This window comes from uncultured Winogradskyella sp. (assembly GCF_947498005.1).
GTDB lineage: Bacteria > Bacteroidota > Bacteroidia > Flavobacteriales > Flavobacteriaceae > Winogradskyella.
Genome location: NZ_CANMIW010000001.1, coordinates 502,281 through 520,104, shown reverse-complemented (window position 1 = coordinate 520,104; position 17,824 = coordinate 502,281). Strand labels below are relative to the sequence as shown.

The 17,824-nt window shown below is 32.3% G+C and carries 17 protein-coding genes; 2 read left to right on the top strand and 15 right to left on the bottom strand.

Annotation, left to right across the window (positions count from 1 at the left end):
• The first annotated feature begins 32 nt into the window (after nt 1–32).
• Entirely contained in the window at nt 33–551 is a 519-nt protein-coding gene (locus tag Q0891_RS02270; protein WP_299098441.1) for a CvpA family protein, read from the top strand.
• A 72-nt stretch (nt 552–623) separates the two neighbouring features.
• Here Q0891_RS02270 and Q0891_RS02265 read toward each other — a convergent pair whose 3' ends face one another.
• The 15 genes from Q0891_RS02265 to Q0891_RS02195 all read right to left on the bottom strand — a co-directional run bounded on the left by Q0891_RS02265 (nt 624) and on the right by Q0891_RS02195 (nt 16,774).
• On the bottom strand, nt 624–2,486 hold the full coding sequence (locus Q0891_RS02265; protein WP_299098440.1) for a SulP family inorganic anion transporter: 1,863 nt from the start codon (nt 2,484–2,486) through the stop codon (nt 624–626).
• A 69-nt stretch (nt 2,487–2,555) separates the two neighbouring features.
• Complete coding sequence (locus Q0891_RS02260) at nt 2,556–3,236, bottom strand: DUF2490 domain-containing protein (protein WP_299098439.1); 681 nt, start codon at nt 3,234–3,236, stop codon at nt 2,556–2,558.
• A 10-nt stretch (nt 3,237–3,246) separates the two neighbouring features.
• Entirely contained in the window at nt 3,247–3,873 is a 627-nt protein-coding gene (locus tag Q0891_RS02255) for a carbonic anhydrase family protein (RefSeq protein ID WP_299098438.1), read from the bottom strand.
• 39 nt (nt 3,874–3,912) lie between these two features.
• Complete coding sequence (locus Q0891_RS02250; protein ID WP_299098437.1) at nt 3,913–4,713, bottom strand: universal stress protein; 801 nt, start codon at nt 4,711–4,713, stop codon at nt 3,913–3,915.
• A 4-nt stretch (nt 4,714–4,717) separates the two neighbouring features.
• Nucleotides 4,718–6,319, bottom strand: coding sequence for a SulP family inorganic anion transporter (locus Q0891_RS02245; RefSeq protein WP_299098436.1), 1,602 nt, complete (start codon nt 6,317–6,319; stop codon nt 4,718–4,720).
• Nucleotides 6,320–6,410: 91 nt separating this feature from the next.
• Nucleotides 6,411–6,653, bottom strand: a complete 243-nt coding sequence (locus Q0891_RS02240; protein ID WP_299098435.1) for a hypothetical protein — start codon at nt 6,651–6,653, stop codon at nt 6,411–6,413.
• 87 nt (nt 6,654–6,740) lie between these two features.
• A complete protein-coding gene (locus Q0891_RS02235; RefSeq protein ID WP_299098434.1) occupies nt 6,741–7,499 on the bottom strand; it encodes a tetratricopeptide repeat protein in 759 nt (252 codons plus the stop codon).
• 1 nt (nt 7,500) lies between these two features.
• Complete coding sequence (locus tag Q0891_RS02230) at nt 7,501–9,273, bottom strand: BatD family protein (protein WP_299098433.1); 1,773 nt, start codon at nt 9,271–9,273, stop codon at nt 7,501–7,503.
• An 80-nt stretch (nt 9,274–9,353) separates the two neighbouring features.
• On the bottom strand, nt 9,354–10,187 hold the full coding sequence (locus Q0891_RS02225) for an aerotolerance regulator BatC (RefSeq protein WP_299098432.1): 834 nt from the start codon (nt 10,185–10,187) through the stop codon (nt 9,354–9,356).
• A 68-nt stretch (nt 10,188–10,255) separates the two neighbouring features.
• Nucleotides 10,256–11,293 (bottom strand): VWA domain-containing protein, encoded by a 1,038-nt coding sequence (locus Q0891_RS02220; RefSeq protein ID WP_299098431.1) that lies wholly within the window; start codon nt 11,291–11,293, stop codon nt 10,256–10,258.
• Entirely contained in the window at nt 11,286–12,290 is a 1,005-nt protein-coding gene (locus Q0891_RS02215) for a VWA domain-containing protein (protein ID WP_299098430.1), read from the bottom strand. Before Q0891_RS02215 ends, Q0891_RS02220 begins: the two co-directional genes overlap by 8 nt.
• Nucleotides 12,290–14,002 carry a hypothetical protein gene (locus tag Q0891_RS02210; RefSeq protein ID WP_299098429.1) on the bottom strand — a complete coding sequence of 571 codons (1,713 nt, stop codon included), beginning with the start codon at nt 14,000–14,002 and terminating at the stop codon, nt 12,290–12,292. The genes Q0891_RS02215 and Q0891_RS02210 overlap by 1 nt, the downstream gene beginning before the upstream one ends.
• Before the next feature lie 48 nt (nt 14,003–14,050).
• The gene (locus Q0891_RS02205; RefSeq protein ID WP_299098428.1) at nt 14,051–14,914 is read right to left on the bottom strand and encodes a DUF58 domain-containing protein; all 864 of its coding nucleotides are present in this window, start codon (nt 14,912–14,914) and stop codon (nt 14,051–14,053) included.
• A gap of 119 nt (nt 14,915–15,033) precedes the next feature.
• Nucleotides 15,034–16,035: a MoxR family ATPase gene (locus Q0891_RS02200; RefSeq protein ID WP_299098427.1), complete on the bottom strand. Its 1,002-nt coding sequence runs from the start codon at nt 16,033–16,035 to the stop codon at nt 15,034–15,036.
• 196 nt (nt 16,036–16,231) lie between these two features.
• A complete protein-coding gene (locus Q0891_RS02195) occupies nt 16,232–16,774 on the bottom strand; it encodes a DUF4382 domain-containing protein (RefSeq protein ID WP_299098426.1) in 543 nt (180 codons plus the stop codon).
• 113 nt (nt 16,775–16,887) lie between these two features.
• Here Q0891_RS02195 and Q0891_RS02190 point away from each other — a divergent pair, with 113 nt between their 5' ends.
• Complete coding sequence (locus tag Q0891_RS02190; RefSeq protein ID WP_299098425.1) at nt 16,888–17,751, top strand: aldo/keto reductase family oxidoreductase; 864 nt, start codon at nt 16,888–16,890, stop codon at nt 17,749–17,751.
• The last annotated feature ends 73 nt before the right edge of the window (nt 17,752–17,824 follow it).

The window sequence follows — 17,824 nt, the reverse complement described above, 5'->3', positions numbered from 1 at the left end:
ATTCATGTACTTTTGTCTAAACCGCTAGTTGTATGAGTATTATTGATATTGTTTTGGCAGCCCTTTTACTATTTGGGTTTGTCCGAGGCTTATTTAAAGGCCTTTTTGTAGAAGTTGCGTCTTTAGTTGCATTGGTTCTAGGTGTTTACGGTGCAATTCATTTTAGTGGTTTCGCTGCAGAATTTTTAGAGTCTAAAGTGGATTGGGAAGAAAGAACCATTAATATCGTTGCTTTTGCTATTACATTTGTTGTTATAGTTTTAGCTATTGGGTTAGCTGGTAAAGCATTGACTAAACTAGCAGATTTTGCTGCGCTTGGCATTATTAACAAACTAGCAGGTGGTGTTTTTGGAGCGCTTAAAATAGGCTTAATTCTAAGTGTTGTTTTAATTGTTTTTCATAAAATGAACAATACGTTGCCTTTTATGGAACAAGAAGATTTAGAAGAAAGTATGCTTTACAAACCTGTAAAATCTTTGGCACCTATGATTTTCCCTAATTTAATTAAGAGTGAAGATGAGCCTATAATTAGGGAAGAAGCCTCCTCTTAAAACTCCAACTGTAGCTTTAAACACCTATTCTAATTAAAATAATGTTCTATTTTTTAATTCAAATGATTTGCACTAATATATATCATCAACGTTATCATTTACCCAATTTAAACAGGTTTTGAAATCTTCGAAAATATGTTCATTCGGGATGAAATCTGGAATTATATCAATTCGTTCCATCATATATCTTGGTTGTTTTAGGAGTCCAACAAATAGTATTTCAATATCTTTCTTCTTTAAATCTTGGAGCATATCTTCCATTGCATATAAACCAGATTGGTCCATATATTGCATTCTACCCAATCTTAAAATAACGGTTTTTGCTGTGTTAGGAATCTGTTCTGTTAAGGCCTGAAAATCACTCGTAGAACCAAAAAACAATGGCCCTTTTAAGTGCTTAATAAACACCTCTTCTTTTAAACTTTCTGGGAATTTACCTTCATCTGCCCATGCTTCTTCTTTTAGAGATTTTACATCAGAGCGTTCTGCCGTTAAATCACCTATCTTTTTCATAAACATTAGTGATGCTATAACTAAGCCAATACCTACTGCATAAATTAAATCCCAAAATGTAGATAACACTAAAACAACCAACATTATTAATACTTCAGAACTTAATTTTAAAGGTCCAAATTTGATATCCTTAGGCAAACTTGGTATTGCTCTTAATCCTTTATAATCCATAACACCAATACCTACTGTAATTAATATACCTGCTAAAACGGCTGCTGGAATTTTTGAAGCTACATCACTCAAAGCTAGCATAATCAACAGAAGCATAACACCTGCAATCATACCAGATAATTTGGTTTTTCCTCCTGCATTAATATTAACAACCGTTCTAATGGTTGCTCCTGCACCTGGAATTCCACCAAAAACAGCTGCAATACTATTACCAATACCTTGACCAATTAATTCCTTATTGGGTTTGTGTTTCGTTTTTGTCATGTTATCCGCAACCACACTTGTTAACAACGAATCTATAGCACCTAAAAGCGATAAAGTTAATGCTGTAAAAATGTATGGTGTAACACTCGTTAAACTAAATGTCGTAAACATTTCTAATCTAGGAACTGGAATGCCTCCTGGAATTTGAGAAATAGGTCTATAACCTAATTTGAAACCATAGGCAATTCCGGACATCACAACAAGCGCTACCAATGTACTTGGTATCACAGTAGTGACGCGTTTAAAGCCATAAATAATGAATATAGTTCCTAATGTTAAAGCAAGTTCTAACCAATTAATATTCTTTAATGCTCTTGGCAAGACCTTAATGGCACCAACTGTACCAGAAGCTTCTTTGGCTGCTAAGGTTTGTGATTCAGTTAAAATTTGAGCTGGAGTAATCTGGTCGGACCGTTTTATGGTTTCTTTAAAATTTTCGAGCACCAAAATACCTTCGCCGGCTTCTTCTTTCAATATGTTCTCGAGTATAACTTCTTCTGCTTGAGGCTTAAATTTTTCCACGTACTCGGCATCTTCCTTAGGATAGTACCCAATAGATGGTAAAATTTGCGTTAAAAGAATAATAACACCAATTGCTGTCATAAAGCCAGAAACTACTGGATATGGAATATATCGTATATATTTTCCCAAGCCTAAAAAGCCCAATCCTATTTGTATCAGTCCAGCCATTAAAAACACAATTAATATAGCTGGTAAGGCTTTTTCAACACTACCGTCGTTGGCAGCTACGATACCTGCAATGACAACCATACTTACAGCAGTCATAGGTGCTGTTGGGCCAGAGATTTGTGTGGCTGTACCTCCAAATAGTGCTGCAAAGAAACTTATAAAAATTGCACCATAAAGACCTGCTTCTGGTCCTAAACCAGACGAAACTCCAAAAGCTAACGCTAAGGGTAAGGCAACTATTCCGGCAGTTATTCCTCCAAATGCATCACCTTTTATATTCGAAAACAAATTCTTCATAACTGATTGTTAGTTTTTATTAAAGTAATCTAAATCTTATAGAACATAAAATTAAAGCGAATTATTTTTTTAGAAATTAACAAAGGCTATTACATTAACTTGATCTCTGCTAGAATTTTCAAAGAATTGGTTCATATAACCTAATTCTAACCTAAGTGCGTCAGAAAATTTATAACCTATACCACCAAATACTCTATTTCTATCAAATACTGAAGATTTTGTATTTAAAAAAATCTCATTGTACATAGAGGCATATAACGGGTTCTCACCTTCTTCTTTATATTGCAACGGAATTTTTACGCCTAAAAAATACCTAAAACGCATTTTATAATCACTCTCCACAAAACGTTGTTCAAATCGGTAACGATGACTAAGAGCTACCTTACCAACTTTTTGCTTAGTAGTATATTGTTGAAATATACGATGTTCATTCACCGACACTTTATCATCTGATTCACCTATATAATTCTCAGATAAAATATAGCCATATCCTAATAAAATATTATCATTTTCCGTAATATTATAGCCAACACCTGTTCTCAAGAGTAATTGCTCTAAGTCGCCAATTGCATTATAATTTCTATACTGAACTTCATTATGGATATTCCATTTAGAGTTCAATTTTTTATTACCAATATAAATTAACCAGTTTCCTAAGTTACTATCTTGGGCTAGCGCAAAAAAAGGCAGCACTAACGCGATGGCTAGTGCTGCAATTTTAATTTTCTTTCTCAATCTTTTAATTTTCATTAATTTGTATTTAATAGAAATCTACTTTACCTGTATTAATATCATACATGGCACCAACGATTTTTATTTCGCCAGCTTTCTCCATTTCAGATAAAATTGGACTTTCTGCATGAATTCTATCTATAGTTAATTCTACATTTTTCTTAGAAACTTCATTCACAAATTCTAAATTTTTAGAATTTCTAGAGCCTTCATCCTCTGGTGTAGTTACAGCATTAACTGCAGGTGTAATTTTTTCTATCAACTTAGTTAAGTTACCCATTTCTGCGTGATCACAAGCGCCTTTTATTGCACCACAACTTGTGTGTCCTAATACAACAATTAATTTAGTACCAGCTAATTTACAAGCAAACTCCATACTTCCTAAAATGTCTTCGTTTACAAAGTTACCTGCTATTCTAACACTAAAGATATCGCCTAAACCTTGATCAAATACTAATTCTGCAGACACTCTAGAATCTATACAACTCAAAATTGTTGCGAACGGAAATTGTCCATCGCTAGTATCATTAACTTGTTCTAATAAATTACGATTAGCTTTTAAATTATTTTGAAACCTCTCATTTCCTTCTTGTAAAAACTGAACTGCTTTTTCAGGAGTCATTGTTGTTTGTGTTTCTTTTGTATGTGCTTTCATGTGTTTTGTTTTTTTATGTTTTAATATACCTCTTTTTTATTACGCTCTAGATACTAATAACGAAACATTTAGCTTACTCAGCACGTCTTTTAATGGTGCTTGTTTAGTATTGCTTTTATTTTCTGGTGTTCTATCTACGCATAATAAATTCACATTATTCTTTAAAATAAAGGATGAGAGTGTTGTTAATGTATTAGAATTTTGTTCAAAAATGTACTCTACCATGTCCTGTTTTTTAATAACATTACTATTGGTGTCTACATTTTGACTATTTGTAATTTTAAAAGATTTTAATGGCGATTCTGTATGTGTTATAACATCTTTTGAAAATTCAGTTTCAAAAAATTTATTAGAATCATTAAAAACTCCTAAGGTTAATTTTTTATTAGGTTGTAATACGTTCTTATCTGAAGATATCATTATTGGGCCCTTAAATTTTTTTAAAATAAACTTAGTTAAGCTATCTCCAATAAATTGAATAGGATTAGCTACTCTATGGCCTACAACAATAACATCTGGCTGATAACTCTCTATTTGCTTAAGAATCTCTTCTTTTATTTTGCCAAAGGCATAACTACCACTAATTTTTAAATCGTAATCTTGTCTGTACGTATTTACAACTGTATCAATCGTTTTTTTGGTTGAATTATGCTCTTCGTTTAAGGCTCTAATAGCAGATAATTGATTGTCTCCACCTACGATATCAATATGTTTTTTAACATGAAATAATGCTACTTCTGCATTAATCATTTTTGCTAAACTAACACTGTTATCTAATAGCGTATTTACCGTCTTTTTAAAATCTGAAAGCACTAATATTTTATATTTTGCCGCTTTCATATTCTTAACTTAAACTAATATTAGATTTTGGCCTCAATTGAAAAAACTCAATAAAACTAGGTGGATTTTCTACAATCCCTCGTTTAGAAATTAACTTAATATCAATATTTCTTTCTTTTGCTTTAAATGCAAAATCATCAAGAATTTCAATAATATCATGATCTAAATATCTTGTTTTAGTAACATCGAGTTCTAAATAAGTATCTCTTGGTAAACTATCTAATTCTTTTAAAATAGCACCTTTGTTAAAGAACGTTACTTCTTCTGCAAGATCCATTTTAATTCTATGTTTACCGTTACTCTTATCTTGTATATGAAGGAAGTGAGAGTTTTGGTAGCTTTTTAATAAAATTACAATGATACCTACTAATAAACCTAAACCGATTCCGTATAATAAATCGATAAATACAATTCCTAATACAGTTACTGTAAAAGGGATGAATTGTTTCCAACCTAAATCGTACATCTTTTTAAACAAGGCAGGTTTTGCTAGCTTATAACCAACAATGAATAGAATTGCTGCTAAAACTGATAAAGGAATTTTATTTAAAAGGGTAGGAATTAAAATAACAGAAATTAATAATAAGAATCCATGAATTATTGCTGATAATTTTGATCTACCACCAGATTGAATATTAGCAGAACTTCTTACAATTACTTGTGTGATAGGTAAACCTCCAATAAGTCCAGAGATGATATTACCTGTTCCTTGTGCAAACAACTCTTTATTCGTTGGTGTAACATTTTTATGAGGATCTAATTTATCTGTAGCTTCCACACATAATAAAGTTTCTAAACTTGCCACTAATGCAATTGTAAATGCCGTAACCCAAATTGCAGGGTTTGTAATAGCTCCAAACTCCGGAAAATTAAATTGTCCTAAAAAGCTATCAAAATCATCTGGTACTGGTACTGCTACCAAGTGATCCATAGAAATATTTAAACTTGTATCTAATGTTAAAACATAAAAAATTATACCAACAGCCACTGCAACTAAAGGTCCTTGAACAATTTGAAAAAACTTTCCTTTTTTAGAAAGTACATTAGACCATAACAATAAAATAACCATAGCGATTAATGCAACAACGGTTGCACCAACACTTACGTTACCACTAATTAATGCATTTATAGCTTTTAAAAGCTCTGTAAATGTATTTTCGCCATCTATTTGTAGAAAGGCAAAATCTCCTTGAGGATCTTTGTCCATCCCAAAAAAGTGAGGAATTTGCTTTAAGATAATTATAATTCCGATACCTGTTAGCATGCCTTTAATTACAGAAGATGGAAAATAATACCCAATAACTCCAGCTTTTAAAAGTCCAAAAATTAATTGAATAACACCACCTAAAACTACAGCGACTAAGAAACTTTCATAACCTAAATCTTGAATGGCAGTAAATACAATAGCAGCTAAACCTGCAGCAGGTCCACTAACACCAATTTTAGAACCACTTAAGGCTCCTACTACTATTCCTCCAATAATACCTGCAATTAAACCAGAGAATAGAGGCGCTCCACTAGCTAAAGCAATACCTAAACATAAAGGTAATGCTACGAAAAATACAACGACACTTGCTGGTAGGTCGTTTTTTAATGTTTTAAACATTTGTTATAATGATTTATACTATTGAATTCTTTTCAATAGTTGATTTAATAATTAATTAGGGACAGACACTATAGGTCTAACAATACAATTATTAAATAAAATCGGGTGGTGGAGAAATTAAATTGAGATGTGGTATTGAGTAGTTTTTAAAGGTGTACCCAATGAAATTAGTAGGTAAAGGATCTTCAAATAACGATTCTGAAATTTGATGATCTTTATCAAAAAGAAGTTTTGCATTATTATTTTCTTCTTCTTCACTTATACTAAAAAAACACGTAATATCTATAGAATCATCGATAGATGAAATTATAGTTGGTGCCGATATAAGAGCCATAAAAATTATGGTGAAAAAAACGGCAATTCTATATTTCGTACTTTTTTGCATAAGCCGCAAATATAATATGCAATTACTGTTTTTGTGTTAAAAAATCTTTAATAATTTAATATCTTTTGCAGGAATCCATCCTGTTGAGTTATCTGAAAGTTGAATTTTACTCCAATCTTCATAAGATTCTATAACGTAAACTTTGGTACCTTCATGCAACCTAAACACTTCTTCACTTGCTTGGTTGGGGTCTGTTTTTACTCTACTCTCTTGAGTAAATACAATAGCTGGATTATCCTTTTTATCTATTGCTGATTTCTGAAATGCCATAGCAACCGAAAAACAAGCTATTAGTAAACTAACAATGCTCGTTACAAAGGCTATTCGTTTTTTGGAAGTATTATAAGAAAAATGATAAGCCAAAAATATAACTACAAATAATAAAACGCCAGCCACAGCTATTTTCGCCCATGTATCTGTATTAAATGTGTTTACTAAATTATTGATAAGTCTAGAAAAGCCAACTTTAGGAACGCTGTCTATAGCATCTATGGTCATGTTTTGAGCAAACGCTAAATTGTTTTGTATTTCCTTATCATTAGGATTTAGTAGTAAAGCTTTTTCAAAATAATAAATACTAGGAGCAATGTTATTCAGTTTATAATTTGCATTACCAAGGTTATAGTACAACTCCGCAGAATGTTGTTCTGAACCTAAGATAGATTCATATTTATCTATAGCTTCGGCGTATTTACCGTTATTATACAGTGCATTTGCCTCAGCAAAAATAGCGTCATTTTGCGAAAAGCCCATAAAACTTAAACAACATAGAAGTAAGAAGGTAATAGCTCTCATATTATCTCAATTGTTTATCAATTAACGAAATTGTTTTAGCCGCTTTATCATAATCATTCTGCATTGTCACTTGTTCAATTGGCGTGTATCGTGCCAATTCACAATTTTCTAAAATGGAAATAAAATCTGAAACCACAGAGCTTTCAACCTTACGTTCGGTTAACAATCCTTCAATTTTTTCCTTATTAAAATCGCTTGTTTCTATATTCAATTTTGATTTCAAATAATTATGAAGTGCTTTTTCTAAAGCTAAATAAAACGACTCTTTTTGTCCCATCGTTTTTTTAGCTTCACTCAAATACTTTTTAGCTAAACGATCTGCTTTTCTTATTCTATTACCTTGTACATCTGCATTACGTTCATCACGTTTGCGTCTTATAACAATAGCTAAAGGAATTGCTAAGAATGGTAATAAGGTTAATGTCCAAAAGGCTGATGATTGAAAAAATGGCTCTGATTTTTGATCTACCCAATTAGATGACGTTTTAATAAAAGAAAATGTATTTGCGTTGGCATTGACTGTTTGCTTCGTATTTGCTGTCACATTTTCTGCTGTTCCGCTTGTGGCTGTTGGACCGCTTATAACATCTATAATTATCTCATCTGATGTAATACGATTATAACTCTCCTTTTCTGGATCAAAATATGAAAACGAAATACTTGGCACAGGGTATTTACCTTTATATTGAGGCACAATAGTATATGTATCTGAAATACCACCTTGCATACCACCTAAATTAGTACGTACACTTTCTTTATGTTCTGGCTCATAAACTTCTAATGAACTCGGAACCGTTAGTTTTGGTAATTCAAATAACTTTAAATTCCCTTTTCCTTTTACTTCTATTTTTGCTTGCAATGATTCTGAAGCATTTAATTCTGTTTTAGAAGTTGTTACCTTAAAAGAAAAATCACCTACTGCTCCTTTAAAATCTGATGGTTTCCCTTCTTCTGGTAAAGGCTTTACATTTATTATTCTGCTTCCTGCTGTAACCTCTTTTGGAACTTTGGTCATTAGTGCTCTACCAAAAATATCTCTTTTATTTGAAGGTACTTCAGCTGTGATATCCATCACTAAAGGTTCAATTTTTAAACGTCCAGATTTTTGAGGATAAAGTACTGTTTTTCTTAAAACCACATAACGATATTCCTTACCCTTATACTCACCTGTTAATACGTTAAGACCTTTTATTTCAATATTTTGATTCCAAAAATCATTAAATCTAGGAATTTCCTTTTCACGCCAATTACTGCTTACACCAATATCTGGTGACACATATAATTTATACACAACGGTTATGGCTTCATTAAGATAAGGATTAGAATTAGAAACCTCAGCCACCAAATGAATATTTTCTGAGGCTGCATCTGAGGCTGCAGTATTTCCATTAGGCTTACTTACAGCTTTAGTAACCTCTATTGTTATAGGAAAGGTTTTATAAGTTTCGCCATCAATCTCAATCTTAGCTTGTTTAATTGTGAATTTTCCTCGTTTTTTTGGAGCTAAAAAGTAACTGTATGTTTTATTATAAGAGCGTTGACCATTTCTAGAATAATTACTTACTGAAGTATTAGGACCACCAACAACATCAAAATCTGCAAAACTTGGAGGATCAAAATTATCGCCATCTTGATTCATCTCAAAATCGATTCTAAGTCGCTCATTAACGCCTAATTTCTTCTTACTGACTTTAGCTTCAAATTTTACTTGTGCAGAAGCTACACTTGCTGCAAGTATTAAAAATAGTATTGATATGTGTTTTTTGATGTACATAATGTGGACGACTCTAAATTTTTGTTTTAAGATTCAGTTTATTTAAATCAAAAATTGTAATTCTATAATCGTAACTCGTTTTACCAGTCTTTCTCTGTTTTTACTTTAACGCCTTTTTGTTTCTCGGCATTCATTTTTTCTTGAACCTTTTGCTCTTGATTTTGCATAGCTTCGAGAATATTCTTTACCTGTTGAGGAGACATTTTTCCTGGCTGTGGTTTCGGTTTCTGATTTGGATCTTTATTGTCTTTATCTCCTTTACCATCATTCTTATCTTCGTCTTTAGGCTTACCGTCCTCATCTTTTTCCTTGTCACCATCCTTTTTATCTTGGTCGCCTTCGTCCTTTTTATCTTTATCGTCTTTATTTTCGTCTTCTTTCTTTTGCTCGTCTTCCTTATCTTGTTCTTCGTCTTTATTCTCGTCTTCCTTGTTATCTTCACCTCCTCCATCGTTTTGCTGATCTGCACACTCCTTTGCTAACGCAAAATTATAACGTGTTTCTTCATCATTTGGATTATTTCTTAATGCATTTTTAAAAGCTTCAACGGCTTCTTTACAAGCTTCGTTTTGCATTAAAATATTACCCATATTATGAAATGCTCTGTGTTTTTCATCTTTAGTAGTTGCATTCTTAGCTGCTTCTTGACTTCTAAATAAGGATTCTTCAAAATTACCTTTTCTAAAATACGAGTGCGATAAGTTATAGGCACCAACAGCTTTATTTGGTGCTTCTGAAATGGCTTTTCTATATTCCATTTCTGCTTCTATATAATTATCTGAACCTACAAGCTCATTAGCTTTATAAACAAGGTCTGTTGCGCTTTTTTCTGCTTTTAATTGTAACTCGTCTTGATTTTGTGAAAAACCAAGTCCACCAATTAAAATTGTAATAATGAATATATAAAATCTCATATTGTAATAATTTTAAAAAACGATCTCTAAATTACTAAAGCCTTTAACGACTTAGCGTTAAAGAAATTCTAAAAATTTTCATTGAATAAGTTAAGTTTTTTCAACCATGCTGTCTTTCGCTCCAAGAAAAATATATCAATAAACAATAAAAAGATGCCTAATCCAAGAAACCATTGAAATTGATCTTTAAAATCTGCTATTTGCTTAGACTCAAATTCTTGCTTATCCATTTTTGCTAATTCACCTGTAAGGGTTTTAACGACCTCAGACGTGTTGCTGCCATTAATATAAACGCCATTCGCTTCTGATGCAATCTCTTTTAAGGTTGTTTCATTAAGACGCGTAATTACGGTTTCGCCTTGGTTATCTTTTTTATAATTTAAGATAACTCCATTACGTTTAATAGGAATTGGACCTCCTTTTAGGTCACCTACGCCAACGGTATAAATTCTTATGCCTTGCTCTGCAGCTTCTTCTGCAACATCCATAGCATCACCATCATGATCTTCTCCATCTGAAATAATAATTAACACACGGTTGGCTTGATCTTCATTATCAAAATACGTTTTTGAAAGCTGAATAGCTTCGCTAATTGCCGTTCCTTGTGAAGATAGCATATCTGTATTCATGTTCTGCAAAAACATTTTTGCAGAGGCATAATCTGTTGTTATAGGCAATTGCGGAAATGCTTTACCTGCATAAGCGATAATACCAACTCTATCACTAACTAAACTGTTAATGATTTGCGTTACCAATTGCTTAGATTTATCTAATCTGCTTGGTGCAATATCTTCTGCTAACATACTTTTAGATACATCTATTGCAAATACTACATCTACACCTTCACTACGTACAGTTTCTAATTTTGTTCCTATTTTGGGGTTTACTAAAGCTAATGACAAACAAGCAAAAGCACCACAAAGTACTATTATCTTTAATATACTTTTAAATAATGATTGATTAGGACTAAGGCGTTTTAACAATGCAGAATCCGCGAATTTTCTTTGTGCAGAACGTCTCCATAATTGTAAAACTACAAATAGCAAAATTATTACCGGAATTACCAGTAACGTCCAAAACCATATTGTTTCATCGAGTCTAAACAAAGCTTCTAAATATTGTATTTCTTAATAATAATTCTATCAATAATAACAAACCAGCTAAAAGAATGAATGGCCTGTATTTTTCATCGTAATTGTAATATTTCTTTTCTTCAATTTCGGTTTTTTCGAGCTTATTAATTTCGTCGTAAATCTGAGCCAACTTGTCGTTATTAGTCGCTCTAAAATACTTTCCACCTGTTTCTTCGGCTATTTCTTTTAACAAATTTTCGTCTATTTCTACTTGTGCTCTACCGTATCTAAAAGTTCCGTTAGGATTAAAGCCAATTGGAGATAAAGCCATTCCATTTGTTCCTAAACCTATGGTGTACACTTTTATTCCATATTCTACAGCTAATATACTTGCTGTTTTTGGATCTATCTGTCCTGATGTATTTACACCATCAGTCAACAAAATGATAACTTTACTTTTTGCTCTGCTATCTTTTAACCTATTTACAGAGGTTCCTAAACCCATACCAATTGCGGTACCACTTTCTATAATCGTATTGTATTTTATATCTCTTAGCGAACGTTGTACTATTGATTTATCACTAGTAATTGGCGTTTTTGTAAAGGCTTCACCTGCATATTCTACCAAACCAATTCTATCATTTGGTCGCCCATCAATAAAATCTGCTGCTACTTCTTTTAAGGCATCTAATCTATTTGGTCGTAAATCTTTGGCTAACATACTTGCAGACACATCAATTGCCATAACAATATCAATACCACTAGTTGTTTTTGTCTTTGTTGATACATCTACAGTTCGTGGTCTTGCCAATGCTGTAATTAAAAGTGCCAAAGCAATTAAGCGTAAGGCAAATAATAAGTGCTTAAATTTTGTCCAAAAAGAAGAGGTGTTTTTAAATCCTTTCGTACTCGATATTTTTAACTCAGCAGTTTGTTTGCTGTGTTTTAAAACATACCAAATTATGGCTAGTGGTAAAAGCAACAACAGCCAAAAAAATTCTTTATTTAAAAATTGTATTTGCTCTAACATTAATTCTCTTTTTCTTCTTCCGCTGGTTTTAACTCAATAGAATCTGTAATACGCTCAATAATATCTTCAGCATAGGCATCATCTGTTCTCCAAATTAAAACGATCTGTTGAATAACGTTCTCTGTGGTAAAACTAAAGAGTGTATACTCTCCTTTTTCAAAACTATTAGGTGTTATCCCAGGGAACTGAGCTGTTCCATACGTTTTAACGCCTTCTGCACCATTTGGCGTTACAAATTTTTCATTTTTGGTAATAATATTTTCGACACCACTTGCTTCCCAAGATTTTAAGTTACCCTCTACAACAGTTTCAATATTTATTGCTTTTTGCTCATCTGGATTTTCGCTTTCTGGCTTATTCAATAATGTTGTACTTGTTAGAATATAGAAACGCTCTATTAAACTTCCGTAGCCAAAAACGCTCATTTTAGCTTTACCTGCTAATGCTTCTGGTAATTTAACTTCTTGTCGTTTTAAAACCCTTGGTGTTTCAATCCAAATAGGTGGAAATCCGTAAGCACTTTCTACCCATTTGCCTTCTAACAGCTCTTTACTCTCGTGACCTATTATTGTATCTTTTACATAACCAAAACCATATTTCATTCCAAAACCAACAAGAGTTGCTAAGATTAAGAACACGGAAATACCTACTATAATCCAGATTTTTTTACGTTTCTTTTTACGCTCTTGTTCTTCCTTATATTTTTGGTCTAATAGTTTTTCTTCCTCAGATGGTTCTGGCAGGCTAATTTTTACATTATCTATAGCTTTATCAATGGTTAATTTGTCCATTTCAGCAAGCTCAATATCTGGCGCAGATTTTGCAAACTTCACTAAATCTGCACGTTGTAAAATTGATTCTATATGTAGAATGGTCTCCTTAGATAAAGGTACCTGATTACCATCTTTTAATAGGTTTAATCTCTTAATAAGTTCTGCTGTTGTACTCTCGAGCGCTCGATCATAAACTTTCTCATCTAAGTATTTTCTGATAATAAAGGTTAATTCTGAGTAATATTCTTTTACCTCTGAGCGTATTAAGTAATCGCTTTCATCGAGTTTTTTAATCGCTAATTTTGCACGGTCATATGGTGGTAATAGGGCAATTTTAGCTTCTTCAGAAAGCGGTTTTTTTCGCCAAATAATCCAATACAACAAAAATGCAACTAACGCTATTATTGCTAACGCAATTAAAAGCCACTTCCACCAATTACTTGAGCTTTTGTTTACTTCGATAATAGGTTTTATATCGTAAAGTTTTTGTTTTGAAGTGTCAACCTCAATGGTATTTACAACGACTCTTAGTGAATCCGTTAAGAAGGGTTTTTCATCAATAATGATTTTTTGTCTTGGAATGGTATAAACACCAGAATCAAACTGTGTTAATTTATAAACTCTAGATAACAAGAATTTTGAGTCTTGTTTTATAGTATCTATCTTTAAAGCTTCTACAGATTCTAATGGTGTAAATGTTTGCCCTTCAGGAAAAACAACGAGTGATAACGAATCTGCTTCAACATTTATTTGATAATTGATTTGCTCACCAATTCTAATTTTTGTGGTATCAACAGCAGAAGTTACTTGAGCAGACATTACAAAAGAAGACAAGAAACAGAATATAGAAAATAGCCCAATTACTGAAGATTGTAAACGGCATACAGATGCACTATTACTTTCTACTAATATACTTGCTTTATACTTTATACTTTTCACTTCTTTCTTTGTTCTTTTCTCTTTAACCTTAACACTTCACACAAATAATTACCTTTGCTTAAAATATCCCAGCAATTTCTTCACATAACTTTCGTCTACTCTACAATCTATTGCTCCAGAACCAGACTTAGCAAAACTTTCTTTAAAATAATGTACCTTTTCGTTATAAAATTTACTGTAGTTCTGTCTTACTTTTTTAGAGGCTGTGTTAACTAACATTACTTCACCAGTTTCTTCATCTTCCATTTGTACCATGCCAATGTTAGGAATTTCGGCTTCGTGTTTATCGTAAATTCTTATGCCTGTAATATCGTGTCTGCCTGCTGCTATTTTTAAATTATGTTTATAATCATCTGCTACAAAATCTGAAAGCACAAAAACAATGGCTTTCTTCTTCATTACATTAGATAAAAACTTTAGGGCTTCAGAGACATTAGTCTCTTTACTTTTAGGTTGAAATTCTAATAACTCACGGATAATTCTTAGAACATGAGAACGTCCTTTTTTTGGTGGAATGAATAATTCAATTTCATCTGAAAACAAAATCAAACCTATTTTATCATTATTCTGAGTAGCAGAAAAGGCTAATGTTGCAGCTATTTCTGTTACAATTTCATCTTTAAATTGATTTTTTGTTCCAAATAATTTACTGCCAGAAACATCTGCCATAAGCATCATGGTAAGCTCTCGTTCTTCTTCAAAAACTTTTATGTGAGGTAGATTAGTTCTTGCGGTTACATTCCAATCTATATTTCTTACATCATCGCCAAACTGATACTGACGTACTTCAGAAAAAGTCATACCACGACCTTTGAAAGTCGAATGATATTCACCTCCAAATATATGATCAGACAAGCGACGTGTCTTAATCTCTATTTTTCGTACTTTTTTAAGTAATTCCTTAGTGTCCATTATTTAGTAAACAGTTTTCTGTCGCAGTTTTCAGTTTAGTGCGGTTGTACCTTTTATATTTAGTATCAGTCTTCAGTAAACAACTCCTCACTATGACTGACTAAATATTAAAAACTCATTTATGGTACTTCGATCTCGTTTACAATCTTATTAATAATATCTTCAGAAGTAACATTTTCAGCTTCAGCTTCATAAGTAATACCTATTCTATGACGTAAAACATCATGCACAACTGCACGTACATCTTCTGGTATTACATAACCTCTTCGTTTTATAAAAGCATAACATTTAGCAGCAGTTGCTAAGTTGATACTTCCACGAGGTGAAGCACCAAATGATATTAAAGGTTTTAAATCTCCTAGTCTATATTTTTCTGGGTAACGCGTAGCAAAGATGATATCGAGAATATACTTCTCAATTTTTTCATCCATATAAACTTCTCTAACTGAGTTTTGAGCGCTTAAAATCTGAGCAATAGACACTACTGGGTTAACTTTTTCGTAAGACCCTTTTAAATTGGCTCTTACAATCATTTGTTCTTCTTCAATTTTTGGATAATCGATAACTGTCTTTAACATAAAACGATCCACTTGTGCTTCTGGCAATGGGTATGTTCCTTCTTGCTCAACCGGATTCATTGTTGCCATTACCAAAAATGGTTTATCTAAGATAAAGGTTTCATCACCAATAGTTACTTGTTTCTCTTGCATCGCTTCTAACAAAGCAGATTGCACTTTTGCAGGTGCTCTGTTAATCTCATCTGCTAAAACAAAATTGGCAAAAATTGGTCCTTTTTTAATTGTGAAGTCATTCTCCTTCATATTAAAGATTAATGTACCTACAACATCTGCAGGTAACAAATCTGGAGTAAACTGTATTCTACTAAAACTAGCATCAATTGCTTTAGATAATGTATTAATGGCTAACGTTTTTGCTAAACCAGGAACACCTTCTAATAAAATATGCCCTTGACCTAATAAACCAATTAGTAAACGCTCTACCATGTGCTTTTGCCCTACAATAACCTTATTCATTTCTAAGGTTAATAAATCGACAAATGCACTTTCTTTTTCAATCTTTTCATTAATTGACTTTATGTCAACTGTACTCGTTTCTTCCATTATTTTAAAGGGTTTAAGAACAAAACTAATGTAATACCATTTTGAGATATTTACAACTAGTGACTTATTAATTTTTTAGAGGATGCAAAATGTTAAAATTTTTCGTGGCATGCTGTTAACAATTGGTTAAAAAAAATGAGTAACACCGAAGTATCACTCATTTTAAGAATTAATTATGGGTTAGGGCTAACTAATCCTAAAATTTTCTGATTTCAGTTTGTAGCTTAGGATCTAAAATCAAAGTGTTTTCTTCGCTATTGAATTGCACAGATTGATCTAAATCTAATTCTAAAATCACTTGGTAAATATGATTCCCTTCAAATTCTCTTTGTACTAAATTAGAAGCTATAGTATTTTCATCTACCTCTAAATTAATTATTACGTTATTAATATCCATAAAGTTAGTATTACCAAGTACTAATTTTATTTCATAAATGTAACTAGGATCAATTTCTATGTGATCTACTAATAACAGTTCAGTATCAGCTGCTAAGTCAGATATGTTATGAGTTCCTGTGTTAATGGCATTTAAACTTACCCAAGAGTTAGACGAATTATTATCAACTCTTATTTGCACATCTTCAATATCGAGAAAAACCTTACTAAGCTCATCTGTAGTACTTTTTAAGCTTACTGATATCGCTGCTTTGTTCTCACTTCTACCTAAATCATCTTTGGTGCAACTTGAAAAGCTTAATGAAATTATTAAGAATAGAACAAAATATTTTATTGGTTTCATAGATTTCATGATTTGGGCTAATGAATTATTCTCCCTCAATAATATTGAATTATTAATGTTTTCAGTATTTTTATGCTCCAATTGCAAAAAAAACCATATAAACTGACAATTAAGTGACATATTCTCGATTAATAGCAGGCACCATGACTTGGGGAAGTTGGGGAAAACAACTCTCAAAAAAAGAAATGGCAGCCTTAATGAACTTCTGCACTGAAAACCGAATAACTACCTTTGACCATGCTGATATTTATGGTGCGTACACCACAGAAGCAGACTTTGGAAAAGCATTTACTGAATCTGGTCTAAAACGCGAGGATGTACAACTCATCTCTAAATGTGGAATTCAATATGTTTGTGATAACCGAAATAACAAGGTTAAGCATTACAACTATGGCAAAGACTATATTATATGGTCTGTTGAAGAATCTCTTAAGCATTTAGCAACTGAATACTTAGATTTATTACTACTTCATAGACCTAGCCCTTTAATGGTTGCGGAAGAAATAGCTGAAGCGATAACAATTTTAAAGAAAGACGGTAAAATTAGAGATTTTGGTGTATCTAACTTTACGCCATCTCAAATGGATATGATTGGTTTACGGATGGATATCGATGTCAATCAGATTGAATTTTCTATTACAGAACACTCCTCAATGCACAACGGCACTCTAGATTTCATGAAAACAAATGGCATTAAACCAATGGCTTGGTCTCCTTTAGGTTCTGTGTTTAGAGAAGACACTGAACAAACCAGACGCATTCATAAACAATTAGGTGAGCTAATGGATAAATATAGCGCAACCGAAGATCAACTATTGTTGGCTTGGATTATGAAACATCCTGCAAATATTCACCCTGTAGTTGGCACAACCACAAAAGAGCGTTTAAAACAAGCCATTGAAGCCTCTAAAATCAATTTAGAATTAGAAGATTGGTTTTTAATCTTAACAGCTGCGCAAGGACATAAGGTTCCTTAATAAAAACATGCTTAACTCTTTATTAAATAAAGACTTAATAAGTTTGTTGCTCATATATTGGTGGATAGGTAAA

Excerpts from the sequence above, each read along its gene's own strand:
- Q0891_RS02250 (WP_299098437.1), bottom strand. The coding sequence starts at position 4,713 with ATGAAAGCGGCAAAATATAAAATATTAGTGCTTTCAGATTTTAAAAAG.
- Q0891_RS02200 (WP_299098427.1), bottom strand. The coding sequence starts at position 16,035 with ATGGAAGAAACGAGTACAGTTGACATAAAGTCAATTAATGAAAAGATT.
- Q0891_RS02205 (WP_299098428.1), bottom strand. The coding sequence starts at position 14,914 with ATGGACACTAAGGAATTACTTAAAAAAGTACGAAAAATAGAGATTAAG.
- Q0891_RS02255 (WP_299098438.1), bottom strand. The coding sequence starts at position 3,873 with ATGAAAGCACATACAAAAGAAACACAAACAACAATGACTCCTGAAAAA.
- Q0891_RS02270 (WP_299098441.1), top strand. The coding sequence starts at position 33 with ATGAGTATTATTGATATTGTTTTGGCAGCCCTTTTACTATTTGGGTTT.
- Q0891_RS02225 (WP_299098432.1), bottom strand. The coding sequence starts at position 10,187 with ATGAGATTTTATATATTCATTATTACAATTTTAATTGGTGGACTTGGT.
- Q0891_RS02260 (WP_299098439.1), bottom strand. The coding sequence starts at position 3,236 with ATGAAAATTAAAAGATTGAGAAAGAAAATTAAAATTGCAGCACTAGCC.
- Q0891_RS02215 (WP_299098430.1), bottom strand. The coding sequence starts at position 12,290 with ATGTTAGAGCAAATACAATTTTTAAATAAAGAATTTTTTTGGCTGTTG.
- Q0891_RS02265 (WP_299098440.1), bottom strand. The coding sequence starts at position 2,486 with ATGAAGAATTTGTTTTCGAATATAAAAGGTGATGCATTTGGAGGAATA.
- Q0891_RS02245 (WP_299098436.1), bottom strand. The coding sequence starts at position 6,319 with ATGTTTAAAACATTAAAAAACGACCTACCAGCAAGTGTCGTTGTATTT.
- Q0891_RS02235 (WP_299098434.1), bottom strand. The coding sequence starts at position 7,499 with ATGAGAGCTATTACCTTCTTACTTCTATGTTGTTTAAGTTTTATGGGC.
- Q0891_RS02240 (WP_299098435.1), bottom strand. The coding sequence starts at position 6,653 with ATGGCTCTTATATCGGCACCAACTATAATTTCATCTATCGATGATTCT.
- Q0891_RS02230 (WP_299098433.1), bottom strand. The coding sequence starts at position 9,273 with ATGTACATCAAAAAACACATATCAATACTATTTTTAATACTTGCAGCA.
- Q0891_RS02195 (WP_299098426.1), bottom strand. The coding sequence starts at position 16,774 with ATGAAACCAATAAAATATTTTGTTCTATTCTTAATAATTTCATTAAGC.